At 49.4% G+C, this 18,592-nt stretch carries 13 protein-coding genes; 4 read left to right on the top strand and 9 right to left on the bottom strand.

Annotated features, from left to right (window positions below; all coding sequences use genetic code 11):
* Positions 1-11: 11 nt before the first annotated feature.
* Positions 12-3,152, bottom strand: coding sequence for a SusC/RagA family TonB-linked outer membrane protein (locus CLV60_RS23750; protein WP_106597864.1), 3,141 nt, complete (start codon positions 3,150-3,152; stop codon positions 12-14).
* Positions 3,153-3,739: 587 nt separating this feature from the next.
* Between CLV60_RS23750 and CLV60_RS23745 the strand changes: the two genes are divergently transcribed.
* Entirely contained in the window at positions 3,740-5,098 is a 1,359-nt protein-coding gene (locus CLV60_RS23745) for a vanadium-dependent haloperoxidase (protein ID WP_106597863.1), read from the top strand.
* Here the strand turns inward: CLV60_RS23745 and nadB are convergent.
* From nadB to CLV60_RS23715, 6 genes are all read right to left on the bottom strand, one after another.
* Positions 5,095-6,675, bottom strand: a complete 1,581-nt coding sequence (gene nadB / locus CLV60_RS23740) for an L-aspartate oxidase (RefSeq protein WP_106597862.1) — start codon at positions 6,673-6,675, stop codon at positions 5,095-5,097. The genes CLV60_RS23745 and nadB overlap by 4 nt on opposite strands.
* Before the next feature lie 30 nt (positions 6,676-6,705).
* A complete protein-coding gene (gene nadA / locus CLV60_RS23735; protein WP_106597861.1) occupies positions 6,706-7,701 on the bottom strand; it encodes a quinolinate synthase NadA in 996 nt (331 codons plus the stop codon).
* 155 nt (positions 7,702-7,856) lie between these two features.
* Positions 7,857-9,278, bottom strand: coding sequence for an inorganic phosphate transporter (locus CLV60_RS23730; RefSeq protein ID WP_106597860.1), 1,422 nt, complete (start codon positions 9,276-9,278; stop codon positions 7,857-7,859).
* A gap of 87 nt (positions 9,279-9,365) precedes the next feature.
* Positions 9,366-10,418 carry a dual-specificity RNA methyltransferase RlmN gene (rlmN, locus tag CLV60_RS23725; protein WP_106597859.1) on the bottom strand — a complete coding sequence of 351 codons (1,053 nt, stop codon included), beginning with the start codon at positions 10,416-10,418 and terminating at the stop codon, positions 9,366-9,368.
* Between the two features lie 104 nt (positions 10,419-10,522).
* Positions 10,523-11,056, bottom strand: coding sequence for a CvpA family protein (locus CLV60_RS23720; protein ID WP_106597858.1), 534 nt, complete (start codon positions 11,054-11,056; stop codon positions 10,523-10,525).
* Positions 11,053-11,502 (bottom strand): GatB/YqeY domain-containing protein, encoded by a 450-nt coding sequence (locus tag CLV60_RS23715; protein WP_106597857.1) that lies wholly within the window; start codon positions 11,500-11,502, stop codon positions 11,053-11,055. Before CLV60_RS23715 ends, CLV60_RS23720 begins: the two co-directional genes overlap by 4 nt.
* Before the next feature lie 363 nt (positions 11,503-11,865).
* Here CLV60_RS23715 and CLV60_RS23710 point away from each other — a divergent pair, with 363 nt between their 5' ends.
* A complete protein-coding gene (locus CLV60_RS23710) occupies positions 11,866-12,585 on the top strand; it encodes a pyridoxine 5'-phosphate synthase (RefSeq protein WP_106597856.1) in 720 nt (239 codons plus the stop codon).
* Positions 12,586-13,657: 1,072 nt separating this feature from the next.
* On the opposite strand, the gene CLV60_RS23705 is transcribed toward CLV60_RS23710, so the two are convergent.
* Together CLV60_RS23705 and CLV60_RS23700 are read right to left on the bottom strand one after the other, a co-directional pair.
* Entirely contained in the window at positions 13,658-15,109 is a 1,452-nt protein-coding gene (locus CLV60_RS23705; protein ID WP_106597855.1) for a Gfo/Idh/MocA family protein, read from the bottom strand.
* A 64-nt stretch (positions 15,110-15,173) separates the two neighbouring features.
* Positions 15,174-15,476, bottom strand: coding sequence for an SCP2 sterol-binding domain-containing protein (locus tag CLV60_RS23700; protein ID WP_090155392.1), 303 nt, complete (start codon positions 15,474-15,476; stop codon positions 15,174-15,176).
* A 212-nt stretch (positions 15,477-15,688) separates the two neighbouring features.
* On the opposite strand from CLV60_RS23700, the gene CLV60_RS23695 reads away from it, so the two are divergent.
* Entirely contained in the window at positions 15,689-16,114 is a 426-nt protein-coding gene (locus CLV60_RS23695) for a hypothetical protein (protein ID WP_106597930.1), read from the top strand.
* Between the two features lie 138 nt (positions 16,115-16,252).
* Positions 16,253-18,367, top strand: coding sequence for a peptidylprolyl isomerase (locus CLV60_RS23690; RefSeq protein ID WP_106597854.1), 2,115 nt, complete (start codon positions 16,253-16,255; stop codon positions 18,365-18,367).
* Positions 18,368-18,592 lie beyond the last annotated feature (225 nt).

Raw genomic sequence — 18,592 nt, 5'->3', positions numbered from 1 at the left:
TTTCTGATTCGTTAAAATGCTAGACGTACACCTGCGCTGACAACTCTTGATTGCGGATAGTACTGACCACTGTTGGTAGTCGCTTCCGGATCCCAGACTTTGATTTTGTCGAAAGTCAGCAGGTTCAATCCGTTTACATAGACTCTCAGGTTGCTCAAACCGATTTTCGAACCGATTTCTGATGGCAGGTTATACCCGATTTCGATGTTTTTCAAACGCAGGTAGTTGTTGCTTTTCAGGAAGTAGTTGTTGATACCTGCCTGACCTGTGTTGGTGTAGTAACGGTTGTTACGGTTGGTCAAACGTGGGTATTTGTCGGTTGGGTTATCGATTGTCCAACGGTGGTCGAAGTCATATTTCAGGTAGTTACCGATATCACCCGATTCTGTCAGACCTACGATCTGAAGACCTCCCAGTGCTCCCTGGAACAACATCGCCAAATCGAATTGTTTGTAACCGAGGTTGATCGAAGCACCGCCTGTGAACCATGGACGAGATACTTTCTCGGTACGGATACGGTCGTCAGCACTGATTTTGCCGTCGCCGTTCACATCTTTGAACTTCATGTCGCCTGGGCGCAGGTTACCTGTGATAGGGCCGTAATCGAGCGTTTTAGCGTCGATTTCCTCTTGGCTCTTGAACACACCATCGAATTGGTATACCAGGAATGATCCGTAAGGCATGCCGGTTGAGCGCTGATAAGAAGGAGCTCCCGGAACTTCATCCCAGTACTTGATTTTGTTTTTGGCATAACCACCATTCACACTCACAGAGTAAGTGAAGTCGCCTGCATTGCCGTCGTAGCTCAGCTTGAACTCCCATCCTTTGTTTTGCAGTTTACCCAGGTTTTGGGGAGGAAGCTTGCCGTCGATACCCGCCGATGATGGTGTAGAACCTGTTTTTGGAATCAGGATCTTCGAACGATTGTTCACGAAGTAATCGAATTCAAATGCTAGCTTGTCGTTAAACAATGTACCCTCGATACCAATGTTCGAGTTATTTGCAACTTCCCATGTGAAGGTCGGGTTAGCAACACGGCTTTCAAGCAATGTTTTGGAAACCTGGTCACCGATAATATAGCTACCAAAGCCCATGGTAGAAAGATATTGATATTCTGCCAAAGTCTCAGTTCCAAGGAAGTAAGGTTCAGCACCCATTTGTCCCCATGAACCGCGCAGTTTCACGTTGTTCACGTAGCGCGAAATGTTGTTTTTCCAGAAGCCTTCTTCCGAAATACGCCATCCGGCAGATACCCCAGGGAAGAATCCGGAGCGGCCTTCCGGAGGGAATACCCATGAGTAATCCTTACGCCACAGAAATTCTGCGAGGTATTTCTCCTTGTAGTTGTAACCGGCACGGCCATAGTAACTGAAACGGGCTCTTTTGAAAAGGTCGAAGTTGCTAATGTCCTGCTCGGCAGTCCCACCAGCGAACAACTGATCAACAACAGGCGAAATAAAGTAGCGACGGAACGCATAGAAACCATCTCCGTCTACTTTCTCACGCTGCATACCTGCCATTACGTTGAAGTTATGGCCGTCAATTGATTTTTCGTAAGATACCTGGCCAGTCAGCTGAATGGATAATTCTTGTGAGGAGCTTTCTCTCAAACGCGGGTCTTTGAACGTCGAACGCACAGTTCCAGTCAGGAATGGCGTTTTGCCATCTGCTTCGTAAGTCTTTTTGTCCCAGAAATATAGCGTCCAGGGAGTTTCAAAGTTTTTCTGACGACGCATTTGCTTATCGATCGCAGCCATCGCGTTGACTTTCAATCCCGGAACGCCCGGAATCAGGATTTCCAGACCACCGTTGGTTTGGATATAATCTCTCTTGTCGTTGTTATAACCTGTTGTGTTGGTGGTGATAACCGCCGGGTTCTGACCGTTTTCGATATCGGGACCTGGACGTCCGTCCGGCCAGATTGCGATTTCGGTAGGCTTACCACGCATCAACATCCGGAAAATAGCACCAGCGCTGTTACCACCGCTTGGGAAGTGGCGGAACTCTTCGCGAAGCGTAAGGCCCAAGTTTGCGGTAACATACTTATTGATTTTCGTATCGAGGTTGATACGCATATCATATTGCTTGTAACCGGTCGCTGAATTCACGTAGTAACCATCCTGATTGATGTGGCCGATCGAAGCAAGGTATTTCACATTCTCGCTACCACCTGTCAATTGCAGGTTATGGCGCTGCTGTGGAGCCCATTTACGAATTACCGAACCATACCAGTCTGTATTCGGGTGCAGGAAAGGATCAGAACCGTCACGGAATTTCTTCATATCGTCCGGTGTAAACACAGCATTGACCACGTTTCCGTTGTCAGTTCTGGTATAAGATCCGTTGGTGTTGAAACCTTGCAATGCACCTTGCCACTGTCCTACGGGCAGGTTATCATAGATCTGCAATTCGTTACGGATTGTTGCGTATTCAGCTGCATTCGACATTTCAGGCGTACGCGTAGGCTGCGACACACCCAGGTTCATGTCATAAGAAAGTTGTGGCTTACCCGATTTACCGCGTTTGGTGGTAATCAGGATAACCCCGTTACCTGCACGCGAACCATAAATAGCCGCAGCCGCATCTTTCAGTACTGAAATACTTTCGATGTCGGCAGGGTTGATACGGTCGAGACCACCGGAACGGTTAGGAACACCGTCCACAACGATCAGTGCGTTGCTGTTACCCAATGAGTTGGTACCACGGATACGGATCGCGGAGCCGTCATAACCAGGCTCACCGCTGGATTGTACCGCGGAAATACCGGGCAAACGACCGCCCAGCGTGTTGGATAAGTTGGCAGCAGGTGCTTTCTGAAGTTCTGCACCTTTTACAGCAGTAACCGAGCCGGTAAGGGTCGCCTTTTTGGCGGTACCATAACCTACCACGACTACTTCTTCCAGTGCTTTTGTATCAGCCAGCAGGATCACATCGAGAATGCTTTTGCCGCCTACGGGGATCTCCTGCGTGAGGTAACCGATGAATGAGAACACGAGCGTGCCGTTTTTCTCGGCATTCACGGTGTAAAGCCCTTCATTGTCGGTCACTGTACCCGCGGTGGTTCCCTTCACGACAACGCTCACACCAGGCAGCGGCTGTCCCTGTTCATCTTTGATCTTACCCTTGATGGTATTCTGGGCGAATGCACCCATGACCGTCACCAGGGCCAGACAAAGAGAAAAAACACTTCGTGATACAGCACGAGGCGTCCATCCAGTAGAAAATCTCATAGATTAATAGTTAGATTAAAAAATGTTGTAGTAAGAATGTTTGCTTAACCGTATAAGCACGGAACGTAGCGTCAGACGGTGATTTCCATTCCGAAAATCTGCCGTAGCGAGTCAGAAAAAGTGTAGACAGGAAAATTTTTTACATACAGCAATTTTAGTGATAAGGGTGAGTACTTTCATCGAACAGAGTTCAGGATATCAAACAGTGTATATCATACACAATCTTATATGGATACTCCTGTTGTTTGTAGAAGAAGTACCATCAGATTTTATATACTCGTTTGATTGTACAAAAAGATATCAATTTTTTAACAAAAAAAAGGTTTCCCGATTAATGAATATGCATTCTTAAAAAATAACAATAAATATTAGCATCAATCGAACAATTTTTATGAATTAGTGATATATAAGTTACAATAAATCACTCTTTTGTACATTATTATCGCCAAATTCTCATTTCTTGCTATATTCGTAGACGTTTCCAGTTACAAATTTCCCATCAAAATCGAATGAAGTTTCCTTTACTCTCCCTCCTGCTTGTTTGCTTCTTATATGGGTGTAAAAAAGAGTCTTCGCCCAACGAGTACAATGCGAAAGCAGCCGATCCCCAGCTTTTCCATGAGACCGCGACGCATCTTACGGACGTGATCATTCACGACATATTTAAGCCGCCAGTCGCCAGCCGCATATATGGCTATTCGTTTCTTGCAGCCTACGAGGCACTTTCGCCCGGCAACAAGGAATACCAATCACTTGGTAACCAGCTAGTTAAATTCAAAACACCGCCAAGGCCGGATACCACGCTCGCCTATTGCTTTCCCCTTGCGAGCATCAAGGCGTTTACGGTCGTCGGCAGGACACTCACCTTCTCGGGCAATATGTGGGATGACTATGAAAAGGGGCTTTTCAAGAAATTCCAGGAAATGGGCATTCCCGAAGACGTATATGAACGCTCCATCGCATACGGTGATACGGTAGCGAAAGCGGTACTGGCATATTCGGCCAAAGACCATTATAAAGAGATACGCGGATATCGCTATACGGTAACCAATAAACCCGGCACGTGGGTACCTACGCCGCCTGCATATGCCGACGCTTGCGAGCCCATGTGGAACACCGTCAGAACGTTCGCGCTCGACTCAGTGACCCAGTTCCGCTGTCCGCCGCCGGCAGCTTACGACCTTGCCAAAAACAGCAAGTTCATGCAGCTCGCGATGGAAGTTTACAACACCGGCAACAACCTCACCGAAGAGCAGAAAGCGACGGCCTATTTCTGGGATGATAACGCATTTGTGACCAACGTGGTGGGACACGCCATGTTTGCCAATAAAAAAATGACGCCAGCCGGCCACTGGATGGCGATCGTGCGAACCGTTGCTACGGACAAAAAGCTGGACCTGATGCAATCGGTAGAAGCATATACGCTGGGAGCGCTCTCTATTTACGACGCATTCATTGCCTGCTGGGATGAGAAATACCGCACGGTTCGTATCCGTCCCGAAACGGTGATCAACGCCAACTGGGACCCTAACTGGCGGCCATTCCTTGAAACGCCCGCATTCCCCGAATACGTGAGCGGTCACAGCTCCATTTCAGCAGCCTGCGGGACAGTACTCACCCACCTCATCGGAAGTAATGTGGCATTCACGGATACCACGGAGAAAAAATACGGGCACGGCATCAAATCCTTCAAATCGTTTGAAGAAGCCTATTGGGATGCGTCCATCAGCCGGGTTTACGGCGGTATCCACTACCGCGACGGCGTGGAAGAAGGGACGCACCTGGGCCAGAAAGTAGGGGAAAACGTATGGCAAAGAGCCGTAACACGCCGTAGCCGGAATATGCTCGCACAAAGCTCTAAGCGCTAAGCATGCACATGATCGGCATTGTAATGCAGCCCGATGTTCTCGCGTCGGGCCATTGCCATTTTAATGATCAGGTACGAAACCGAGATCATATTCCGCAGCTCACATATCGCCACCGACACTTTTGATTCGCGGTACAGTTCCTCGTGTTCCTGGTGCAGAAGTTCCAGGCGATCATAGGCACGCTTCAAACGGCGGTCGGTACGTACGATACCGACGTAGTTGGACATGATACTATTCAACTCGCGGGTCATTTCAGTCACCAAAACCTGCTCTTCCGGATGCGTGGTACCAGAGTCGTCCCATTCAGGAATGTTAACAGGTGTGACTGCATTTTCGAAATGCTCGATGGTGCTTTCGAAGGCGCGATGCCCGAAAACAACGGCTTCGAGCAGGGAATTGGAAGCGAGGCGGTTGGAGCCATGTAATCCCGTGCAGGAGCACTCCCCTACCGCGTACAGAAATTCGATGTTGGTCTTGCCCCACTCATTCACGCGCACCCCCCCGCACATATAATGCTGCGCCGGCACGACGGGAATCATATCCTTCCGCACATCCACACCCTGTTGCAGACAGTATTCGGTGATGTTCGGGAAATGCTCTACAAACTTTTCATAGTCGCAATGGCGGACGTCGAGATACACGTGATCGACCCCGTTTTTCTTCATTTCGGAGTCAATAGCACGGGCTACGATGTCGCGGGGTGCAAGCGAGAGGCGGCTGTCATAGTTTTCCATGAATGTGCTGCCATCCGCTCTTTTTAATATACCTCCAAAACCGCGAACTGCCTCTGAAATCAGGAATGACGGCTTCTGGCCCGGCTGGTAAAAGCTTGTGGGATGGAATTGGATGAATTCCATATTATCGCAAATACCCTTCGCGCGGTAAGCCATCGCAATGCCGTCACCAGTTGCGATTGTCGGGTTGGTAGTGCTTTGGTAAATATTACCGATGCCGCCGGTTGCGAGCAGCGTCGTTTTAGCCAGAAACTTCTCCACTTCACCCGTCTGGCGGTTCAGCACGTATGCGCCGAAGCATTTGATATCCTCCCGGTAGCGGTACACCGTTTCGCCCAAATGGTGCTGGGTGATCAGTTCGACCGCGTAATAATGCGTAAAAATCTGAATGCTTTTATGCCGGTTCACCTCTTCAAGTAATGCCCGCTCAATTTCCGCTCCAGTAATGTCTTTGAAATGCAGAATCCGGTGATCGGAATGCCCGCCCTCTTTGGCTAAATCATATTCACCCCCCTTTTCCTTATCAAAACGGGTACCATAGTCGATCAGCTCCTGGATGCGCTCCGGCGCTTCACGCACAACGATTTCAACAATATTCCTTTTATTGACCTCATCCCCCGCATCCATCGTGTCCTGAATATGCTTTTCAAACGAATCGGACTCCGCCCAGACTACCGCAATGCCTCCCTGGGCATATTTGGTGTTGGTTTCATCGGCCTGGACCTTGGTGATCACGGCGATGGATACTTCCTGTTTCAATTCATCGAAATGGCGGGCTAATTTGGCTGCATAGCTAAGTCCGGCAATTCCCGAACCGATAATCAGAAAATCAAATTGGGGCATAATTTCAGGAATAGGGTTTTATATCGGGTGTCAGATGCCTTTGCTCAGTTCCAGCATGCGTGCTACGGAATCATAAGCTTTCAGGCGCATGTCCTCGGGTACAAAGATCTCCGGCTGCTCGTACAAGAGCGCATTATAGACCTTTTCGAGGGTATTCATTTTCATATAAGGGCATTCGGAGCAAGCACAGGTATTATTGTCGGAGCCCGGAGCCGGGATCAGCTTCTTGTCTGGCACCGACTGTTTCATTTTATGCAAAATGCCGGCCTCGGTAGCGACGATAAACTTGTCATGGCTCGATTCCTTCACAAATTTCAAAAGTCCGGTCGTCGAGCTCACGAAATCAGCTTGTTTAAGAATATCCTCTTTGCATTCCGGGTGAGCGATCAGCAATGCATCCGGGTTTTCCGCGCGAAGCTGGGCCAGTTTCTCTCTTGAAATATCGATGTGTACAATGCAGGCACCATCCCAAAGCACCATATCACGCCCGGTCTTGTGGGCCACATAGCGGCCCAGGTTCGCATCCGGTGCGAAGATAATCTTCTGATCTTTCGGCAGGCTTTCCACGATCTGCAACGCATTCGACGAAGTACAAACGATGTCGGTCAGCGCCTTGATCTCCGCCGAGCAGTTAATATAGCTGATCACGATATGATCGGGATACTGCGCTTTGAATGCAGCAAACTTATCGGCCGGAGCCGAATCCGCCAGCGAGCAGCCTGCGTTCAGGTCGGGAATCACTACCTTTTTATTTGGGCTGAGGATCTTGGCCGTTTCGCCCATGAAGTGCACGCCGCAGAAAACGATCATGTCGGCATCGGTAGCGGCTGCCTGCTGTGAAAGGCCAAGACTATCGCCGATATAGTCGGCCAGGTCCTGAATTTCCCCATCCACGTAATAATGCGCGAGAATGACCGCATTCTTTTCTTTTTTCAGGCGGTTGATCTCCGCCACCAGATCGATATCTTCCGCGATCGCCTCCGTCACATAACCGTAGCGGTTAACCTGCGCTTCAATTGTAGTCATTATGGTGAATAATTGGCTTTTATTTAATACTAAAATCCATGCCGAATTTACGATATTAAACCAATCAAAAGCAAAGAAAGTGCGGCAGCCGCGCTAAAACAAAAGCCGCCGGGAACGGTCCCGACGGCTTTTTGATGCGTCTATGAATGATAGCCTTACAAGATCCAGCGGAAAAATGCGTACAGCGTTCCGGCCAGCAGCATGGTTACGGGCAATGTCAAAACCCACGCAATCACAATGTTACGGATGGTACCGCCTTGCAGGTTTTTCACCCCTTTGCTGGCTACCATAGAACCCGCAATACCGGATGAAAGTACGTGCGTGGTACTTACCGGAAGCCCCAGGTAAGACGATACTCCGATCGTGCTCGCCGCTACCAATTCAGCCGAGGCACCTTGTGCGTAAGTCAAATGCTGCTTTCCGATTTTTTCACCGATCGTTACCACGATCCGCTTCCAGCCTACCATCGTTCCAAGGCCGAGAGAAAGTGAAATCATCAGAATAACCCAATCCGGGGCATAGTCCGTGTATCTTCTGATACCATGCTCACTACCCGATTGTTTTTTCAGGAATGCGAGGTCGGTTGCATTCAGGTTCGCCTGCCCGTTATCGAGGATCGTCTTGATATTACGGCTTATGAGCAGCAACGAGCGGCGTGCCTCCATACGCTGCTCTTTCGGCAGACGGTGCTCAGGCAGCGGGCTGTTGATCTGCGTCTGCAAATGGGTCAGCTCGGCTTTAATCGTATACAAATGCGCGCGGTCGGAGATCGACAGGCGGGATGAATCGATGCTATTCACGGCGCGCTCGATACCAACGAGGTCGGTTTTCATTCCGATAGGGTCTTTGGAATTATCCAATGCGAAATGCGCAGGTACGATACCGATCAGGATGAGCATCACGAGCCCTACTCCTTTCTGTCCATCGTTGGAACCGTGGAAGAAACTTACCAATGTACAGGTAGTGATCAGAATGGCGCGGATCCAGATCGGCGGCGCTTCGTTTTTCTTAGGTTCGCTGAAAACAATCTCACGGAGCGGCTTGGACAACGATCTTCTCAGAATAAACATAATAATGATCGCGAGCGCGAAACCGAAAATCGGCGAAGTCAGGAGCGACATAAATAGCTCTTGTGCTTTCGACCAGTTCACACCGGTTCCCTGTGTATTTTCCGGCATTAATGTAAATGCAAGACCCACGCCGAGGATCGAACCGATGAGCGTGTGCGAGCTGGAACTCGGCAAGCCGAAATACCAGGTACCCAGGTTCCAGATAATGGCGCTGAAAAGCAGCGAGAACACCATTGCGGCACTATGATAGACATTCTGATCGATCAGCAATTCCACCGGCAGCAGGTTTACAATCCCCATGGCCACGGCAATACCGCCGAAGAATACGCCGCAGAAGTTCATAAAACCCGACCATATTACCGCCACATTCGGTTTCAGGGAGTTGGTATAAATCACCGTCGCCACCGCGTTAGCAGTGTCGTGAAAACCATTAACAAATTCGAATGCGCAGGCCGCTAAAATACTAAACGCGAGGAGGATGAAAATGTCGGTTTCAAGACCAAACATAAAAGAAGTTGATAGGTTGAATTATTGACGCAAAACTACTTATAAACGGCCGACCCAATGTTAAGAAATTGTTAAGTCAGGTTAATCTCAGTTTGTTTCTTTGTTAGCCAGCTGCCCGCATGCCGCATCGATATCCTTTCCTCTGCTCCTTCTCACGTGCACCGAAACCCCTCTGTCTTCCAGGAAAGCGGCAAATTTATCCAAACGGTCGGCCTCGGTATTTTTGAAATCAGCCTCGGCGATCGGGTTATATTCAATGATGTTCACCCTTGCCGGAACACGCTTGCAAAACTCCCACAGCTCTTTCGCATCCTGCAAAGTGTCGTTGAAATTATTGAAAACAATGTACTCGAAAGTAATGCGGTTGCCGGTTTTCTTATAAAAATAGTTCAATGCTTCGGCCAGGTTATCCAGCGAGTTCGACTCGTTGATCGGCATGATCTGGTTCCGTTTTTCGTCGTTGGCAGCATGCAGCGACAAGGCAAGGCGGAACCGCACTTCGTCGTCAGCCAACTTTTTGATCATCTTCGCAATGCCTGCTGTCGAAACGGTAATACGCTTCGGCGACATATTGAGCCCTTCCGGCGAAGTAATGTATTCGATCGATTGGAGCACATTGGCGTAGTTGAGCAACGGCTCGCCCATTCCCATATATACAATGTTGGTCAGCGGCGCATTGAAGGTATTCTCGGCCTGGCGTGCAATCGCTACCACCTGGTCGTAAATTTCCCCGGCTTCGAGGTTACGCTTGCGGTCCATGTAGCCCGTCGCGCAGAACTTGCACGTAAGCGAGCACCCTACCTGGCTGCTCACGCAGGCGGTCATGCGGTCGGCGGCGGGTATGAGCACGCCCTCTACGAGGTTACCGTCAAAAAGCTTGAATGCGGATTTGATCGTACCGTCGTTGCTGTGCTGTTTTTTGGCAACGTCGAGCGAATGGATCACGAAATGCTCGTTCATCAGCTGGCGCGTGGCGAGCGAGAGGTTAGTCATTTCGTCGAATGAATGGGCCGATTTTTTCCAGATCCATTCATATATCTGTTTTGCCCTGAAAGCCTTCTCCCCGTGTTCGATCATCCAGGTTTTGATCTGGTCGACATTGAGTTTACGGATGTCCTGCTTTTGCTGTATCGTGGTCATTTTCTTTTATAATCTGTCAAACACACAGGGCATTCAACTGTAATTTTCTGCAAAGGTACTGAATGTCAATGATGAAAGCTTAACCCGGCTCGAAATTCGAAAGTTCAATCTTCGAGGTAATCGCGTTTCCAGTCGCGGATAATGTCGGTGCCTTTGGGCATCAGCGACAATCCTTTGGTGATCACCGTGGGAGCTACGGGCACCACGAGCGGGTACAAATAGGTATCGTCGGTCCGGTGCGACGGAATTTTCACGCCGATTGCGTCCACCAGCCAGAAGAACACGCTGATCCCGAAAACCCAGGTAAAAACACCCACCATCGCACCGGCAAAACTGTCGAAAGTACCCAAAATGGAATACCGCAGCGACCGGCGGATGGTGTAGCCGAATTGATTTAAGAGGAAGATAGTTGGAAAGAAAATCGCCGAAAAACCCACATAAGGCAGGATTTTCCGGGCGACGCCCTCACTGAAATACGGCGTGAGGACCTCCATCCCCAAGCCCAGGAATTTGAAACCCAAAACCATGGCTACCACCATGCCCAGAATCCCGATAATCTCGATCAGCAGGCCTTTGCGGTAACCATGTAATGCGCCCCATAGCAGGGGAAGAAGGATGAGAACATCCAGTAATTTCATGCGAGTAATGCCTTCACCAGCGTAGAAACGACACGCCCGTCGACCTGGCCGGCGAGTTCCTTGGTGGCTACGCCCATTACTTTACCCATATCCGAAGGGCCCGCTGCGCCTACGCGTGCGATGATATCCTGCAATTTGGCTTTCACTTCGTCCTCGCTCAGCTGTTTAGGCAAAAACTGTTCGATCACCGCCAGCTCCGCTTCCTCTTTTTCCAAAAGGTCGGCACGGCCTTGTGTTTTGTAAATATCAGCAGACTCCCGGCGTTGCTTCGCAGCTTTGGTCAACAGTTTCAGTTCGTCGTCGGCGCTAAGCTCTCCGCTGGTACCGCCTTTGGTTTCTTCCAATAGAATCAACGACTTGATCGCGCGCAATGCACGTAATGTATCCTGGTCTTTGGCACGCATAGCGTCCTTGATACCAGATTCGACTTGAGTTTTTAGTGACATGGTAATTTAATTTTGAATGATCGAATGAGTGAATGACTGAATGAATGAATGTTGGGTCAGTATTAGTCAGGCATTGTCATTCGGTCATTTGTTGTTTTTTACAGTGATTAAGGCTAAAAATTAGCTTTGAAGGTGTTTTTAAACACTCGAATGCTAAATTTGTAACAGACCGGCAAAGTTAGTGATTCACTTGAAAACTCATCTCTAAGAATCAAAAGTCACACTTTACAAAACCCATGACCCACTGACCAGACCTGACTTACTGACAATACCTGACAACACTTGACTATACCTGACAACACTTGACATAATACCTACGCACGCATTCATTCACTCATTCAATCATTCAACATTTAAAGCTCCATGACCCGTCTTAGCGTCAACATCAACAAGATCGCCACCCTTCGCAATTCCCGTGGCGGTGACAATCCTAATGTATTGAAAGTAGCGCTGGACTGCGAGCGGTTCGGGGCGCAGGGCATTACCGTGCACCCACGGCCCGATGAGCGGCATATCCGCTACCAGGATGTTTACGACCTCCGCGAACTGGTAACGACCGAGTTCAATATCGAGGGTAACCCGTCGGAAAAGAAATTCGTGGAGCTGGTACTGGCCAACAAGCCCGACCAGGTAACGCTCGTTCCCGATGCATTAGGCGCCATAACTTCCAACGCAGGCTGGGACACGATCACCCATCGCTCCATTCTCACCGACCTGGTGGGCACATTCAAATCTGCCGGAATCCGGGTTTCGGTTTTCGTGGACCCCGATGAAGAAATGGTAGAAGGAGCCAAAATCTGCGGCGCCGACCGTGTTGAACTTTATACCGAGCCTTTCGCTGCCGGTTATTTTGAAAACCGCCAGAAAGCGGTACTTCCATTTATCAAAGCTGCTGAAAAGGCGCGCGAAGTTGGATTAGGGCTGAATGCCGGTCACGACCTGAGCCTCGACAACCTGCATTTCCTCAAACAAAGCATCCCCTGGCTCGACGAGGTATCGATCGGCCACGCATTGATTTGCGATGCATTATATATAGGATTGGAAAACACGATCCAGATGTATTTGCGGGAGTTGGAGTTGTAAATTCACCCTTGGGCGTGTTCAATGCCCTGATGTTACATCCCTACGGGATTTTAGTATACGGGCTTAATCATCCATTCTACCAATATTACGTGCCTAACGGCACTTGAATGCGGGATGTGCAGTCGCGTTAGCGACGTAACATTGGTAGGAAACGTGCAATCCAACACAATCCACGACGCCATAGGCATACAACAACAAATACGGTACCGCGCTTCGGCCGTTGCTGGATGCGGTCAATGCCCTGATGTTACATCCCTACGGGATTTTAGTATACGGGGTTAATCATCCATTCTACCAATATTATGTGCCTAACGGCACTTCACTGCGGGATGTGCAGTCGCGTTAGCGACGTAACATTGTAGCAAACACGTACAACCGACACCACCCGCAATGCCATAGGCATGCAACGACAAATACGGTACCGCGCTTCGGCCGTGGCTGGATGTCGTCAATGCGCTGATGTTACATCCCTACGGGATTTTAGTATACGCGGTTAATCATCCATTCTACCAATATTACGTGCCTAACGGCACTTCACTGCGGGACACACAGTCGCGTTAGCGACGTAACATTGGTAGGGAATACATATAACCGATGATCCGCAAATGCCGTAGGCATGCAACAACAAATACGGTACCGCGCTTCGGCCGTTGCTGGATGTCGTCAATGCGCTGATGTTACATCCCTACGGGATTTTAGTATACGCGGTTAATCATCCATTCTACCAATATTACGTGCCTAACGGCACTTCACTGCGGGACGCGCAGTCGCGTTAGCGACGTAATATTGTGGCAAACACGTACAACCGACACCACCTGCAATGCCGTAGGCATGCAACAACAAATACGGTACCGCGCTTCGGCCGTTGCTGGATGAGGTCAATGCCCTGATGTTACATCCCTACGGGATTTTAGTGTACGGAGTTAATTATCCATTCTACCAATATTACGTGCCTAACGGCACTTGAATGCGGGATGTGCAGTCGCGTCAGCGACGTAACATTGGTAGGAAATACATATAACCGATGATCCGCAAATGCGGTAGGCATGCAACAATGCAGGGTTTGTCGCTGTTACCACCCCGTCCGATACTCCCTTTTCACAAACCGGTTCGCCACGTCAAAATTGGTGATCTTCATATTAGCTCCGTCCCACATCAGCCGTTGCCGCCCCGGGAATGTGAAACCTTTGCCATCCGCCTTCGCCTCGCGGTGCAGGTACGAGCGCACGGCCAGGTTACCCATGAGCACGATCTCCGTCAAAGGTCCCGATTGATCGAATGAGGAACTCGTATAAGCCCCATATCCTTTTTTACAAGCTTGCACAAACTGTTGCTGATGCCCTTGCCAGCCGCCTGGTACCAATGCACGCGGTTTGGTGGCGATGCGGACGTTCGCGAATTTCTTCTCAGGCCAAAGTCTCGGGTTTTCACCGAACATTTCGGCACTGATAATGCCCTTAGTACCTATAAATAACATTCCGCCGTCGACACTGCCGAAAACGGTTTTATAATCACAACCATCGGGCAGCTGCGGCCGCATCCCGCCGTCATACCAGTTCAGGTTGATTTCCTTGCCGGGTATTTTCGAAGGAAACTTTAAATGGATATTCGCCGAAGGCGGAGCGACGTCGTCGAAGAACGCCTGCTGGAAGAAATCGGCGTACACCGAGCCGACGCTGCATTCCACCGAGGTTGGGTAGCCCAATTTCAATGCACGGAAGGGCACGTCCAGGAAATGGCAGCCCATATCGCCCAGCGCGCCGGTGCCGAAATCCCAGTAACCGCGCCAGCGGAACGGCATATAAGCCTCGTGGTAATCTCGTTTAGGCGCGGTACCTAACCACAGGTCCCAGTCGACACCCGCAGGTACGGGCTGCGACTCACCCTTATCCTTGGGAGATTGCACGCCCTGCGGCCATACGGGGCGGTCGGTCCATACTTCAATGGTATGCACCTCTCCGATCGCTCCCGACTGCACTAGCGCTTCCGTATTGCGCGTGCCGTCGCTGCTGCTGCCCTGGTTGCCCATTTGGGTTACTACCTTATACTTTTTCGCGGCCTCGGTCAGCATCCTGGCCTCCCAGATATCTTTGGTTAATGGCTTTTCTACATATACATGCTTCCCCAGCTCCATCGCGGCAATCGCGACGGGGTAATGCATATGATCGGGCGTGGTGACGATGACGGCGTCGAACGTCTTCGCCTCTTTTTCGAACATTTTGCGGAAGTCCTTATAATAAGGTGCGTTGGGAAATTGCTTGCGGTACTTTTCGGATTGCCGGTCGTCGACGTCGCAGAGTGCGACGATGTTTTCCGTACCATTATTATAGGCCTGCTTGATATTGAAGTCGGCCTTGCCGCCGCAGCCTACTGCGGCAATATTGAGCTTATCGCTCGGAGGAGTAAAACCTCGCCCCAGCACGTGCCGCGGGACGATCATAAAACCACCGGCCGCCAATGCTCCGGCTTTGATAAAATCCCTTCTTTTGGTGATAGTTCCGGATGCCTTTTCCTGGTTTTCCATGCCTGTGTGATCGTTTGTTGAAAACTGATGGTATCCAGAAAAAGGCACCCGGCCTGAAAGCCTACTATCGGCGTCCGAAGGTTTCTGCGATCTTCATCGCTACGCCCATATCGCCGTCTATTTTCAATTTGCCGGTCATGAGCGCCATCATCGCGTTCAGGTCGCCGTCAATGAGTTTCAATGCATTTTTCACCGAAACTTCGAATGTGCAATCAGCCTCGGCGTCGGTATTGGAAACGCTGTTGGGTACGGATTTACCATCGACAAACAGGACTCCTTCATCGGTCACAAATTTGGCTGTGGCATCCAGTCCGCTATCGGTCCCCAGGATATTTGCAATGCGTTCAGTCAGAATTTGAAGGCTCATAAGTACTGTTTGTTAGAAAGTTTGAGTTTTTATTGGATTAAAAAACGACAAATGTAGGCCGACGGGAAGAATATTCAAATGCCTTTGGTGTTTTCACTGAAAACGGCAAATTTTACATCCTTCATCAGAAAACCTGCTGATCTGTTACTAACTGAATGAGTGCACCTGTGAATCGCCCCACGTTCCTTACGATTTTGTGTTTTCTTACCTTCATGAGTGCCGTTTCAGGCCTTTGGACCCAATCCGAAAGGCTCTGGAACCCCGGCATTACCGCCGACAGAACCCGCGAAACGTTTGAGGCCGTCCGTGAAAACCTCGATCGCCAGGGCAACACCGCCGAAGCGAAGACGATGGACAAGATGTTTGAAGCTGTGATTGAGCAGACTACCGCCGAAAACATCAAAACCGGCGCCATCATCATGCTGATTTTCGAATCACTGTCGCTGTATGCCGCGTACCTGATGTGGAACCTGCAAAAGAGGGGCTATTACCTCTACCTGGGCGGCATGGCCGTCGCATTTGCAGCGCCATTGCTGATGATCGGCGGCTGGATGGGCGTCATTACCGCCATGGCCGGTGTATTTTTCAGCATTTTCATGGCGATCCTCTACGCTTTCAATCTGAAACACATGTATTAAGGCCCATAAGCCGTCCTCTTGCTCTCTCCGGCTCGCCGCGCAACGTCCGGATGCTACCAATAATTGTAAATAGGATTGTAAGCTCTTGCATTCCATCAAGAAAACTTTTTATTTTGCGCACTAATTTGAATCGAGAAAATGGCTTTAATTAACAAAATCAGAGAAAAATCCGGGGTAGCCGTGACGGTTATCGCTATCAGTTTAATTCTTTTTATGGTGGGAGGCGATTTGCTGGGCCCTAATTCTCTACTTGGCGACAGCAAACAGGTCGTGGGAGAAATCGCCGGGAAAGAAATTAATATCAAAGATTTTCAAAGCCGGGTGGACGGGTTTCGTCAGAACTACGAGGCACAATCGGGCCGCAGCCTGAACGAAGGCGAGCTGGCTTCTTTGAGAGATCAGGCCTGGAACCAGTTCGTAGTGGATATTGCTTACAAAAAGCAATACGACAAACTGGGACTGGCAGTAACTGACGAAGAACTGTACGACATGGTACAGGGTAACCACATCAGCCCATCGATTCTGCAAGCATTTTCAGATCCTACCACCGGCCGTTTCGATAAAAACGCGGTGATCAACTATCTGAAAAACCTCAAAACACTTCCTTTGGAACAACAAAAATCCTGGGAGAACTTTGAAAAGAGCCTTCGCGAAGAACGTACCCGTGCTAAATACGAGAACCTGCTTCGCCTCTCGACCTACACTCCGAAAGCACAAGCTGAAAAAGAGTACGTAGCGCAAAATACCAAAGCCAATCTGCGCTATTTGTATGTACCTTATTTCTCGGTTGTAGATACTACTATTAAAGTAACCGACGCTCAACTGCAAGATTACCTGAGCGCGCACAAGAAAGAATACAAAGGAACCGATACCCGCTCGATCGAGTACGTAACGTTCCCGGTTCAGCCTGCGAAAGACGACAGCGCTGCGTTGTATACCGAAATTAAAGAACTCGCACGCGGCCTTGCCACTGCACAAAGCGACTCAGCATTTGCCGCGATGAACAGCGATATTCCAACGCCGATCAACCAGTCGTACGCTACCATGAGCGACCAGTTGAAAGAGGCTGTGAAGACGTTCGTTCCGGGTGGTGTTTACGGACCTTACCGCGAAGGCAATACCTATTATATCTACAAATACGGCGGAACCCGCTCCGATACCGTTTCTTCTGCCAAAGCAAGCCACATCCTGATCCGTGCTGAAAACCAGTCGGACTCTGCCAAAGCGGCTGCACGCGTTAAAGCGGAAGGTATTCTCGCTCAGATCAAGGCGGGTGCCAACTTCGAAGCATTGGCTGCTACTTCCAGCGCAGATCCGGGCTCGGCACAACGCGGTGGAGACCTGGGTTATTTCCAGAACAACGGCGCGATGGTGAAACCATTTGAAGAAGCTGTGTTCTCGGCAACCGCTCCCGGTCTGATCCCACGTTTGGTAGAAAGCCAGTTCGGTTTCCACATCATTAAAGTAACTGCTCCGAAATCGAATACCCTGTACCGCATTGCTACCATTGGTAAGACAATCGCCCCAAGCCAGGCTACGCGTGACGAAGCTTACAGAAGAGCCGACGAATTCGCGAATGCTGTCAAAAGCCGCGAGCAGTTCGAAGAGGCTGTTAAGAAAAATAAAGCACTGGTACTCGCGAATGCGAACCGCGTTCCTGAATCTGCAACCAATATCAATGCGATCCAGAATGCACGTGAAATCGTAAGATGGGCATTCAAAGACGATACCAAAACTTCCAACGTATCACCCGTGTTCGAAACAGAAGAACAATATGTTGTAGCTGTTCTGACTGGTAAATCCGATGCAAAAGATGTAAAAGTAGATGATTTCCGTGACGAGCTGACGACCAAAGTGCGTAACCAGATCAAAGCAGAGCAAATTACCGCTAAGCTGAAAGGAGCTACCGGCTCACTCGAAGAAATCGCTAAAAAATACGGCGCAGGCGCATTGGTTGAATCAGCGAATGATATTTCATTGGCAACCGGCTTCCTGACAAGCGCAGGTTTCGATCCTATCGCACTTGGAAAAGCATTTGGTTTGAAAGCCGGAGCGAAATCAGGTGTATTCACAGGCGAAAACGGGGTGTTCATCATGGAGCTTTCAAGCAAAGCTGACGCGCCTAAGATCGCTGACTTTACCCAGTACAAAACACAGCTGACCCAATCACTGGAAAGCCGCATGTCGTACCTGGTGAACGAAGCTATCCGCGAGAACGCGAAAATCGAAGACCACCGCGCGAAGTTCTTCTGATCAAGAACCGCTTAAAAACTTACCCTGAGAGGAGCAGAAATTAAATCTGCTCCTCTTTTTTATTGGTACTGCAAATTTTTCAGAAAAAAGTCATAGTATTGCAGTATGAAATGTCAATTTTACACTTATTAAATAAATAAGGTAGAAAGGAGGATGGAGGAAAGGGAGAATGGTTTCTTCCCGATACCACATCGGCCGGTTTGTTAAAGCATTAGAAAAACGATT

The sequence above is a fragment of the Dyadobacter jiangsuensis genome, assembly GCF_003014695.1.
Lineage (GTDB): Bacteria > Bacteroidota > Bacteroidia > Cytophagales > Spirosomataceae > Dyadobacter > Dyadobacter jiangsuensis.
This window is presented reverse-complemented; position numbering and strand designations above follow the sequence as displayed.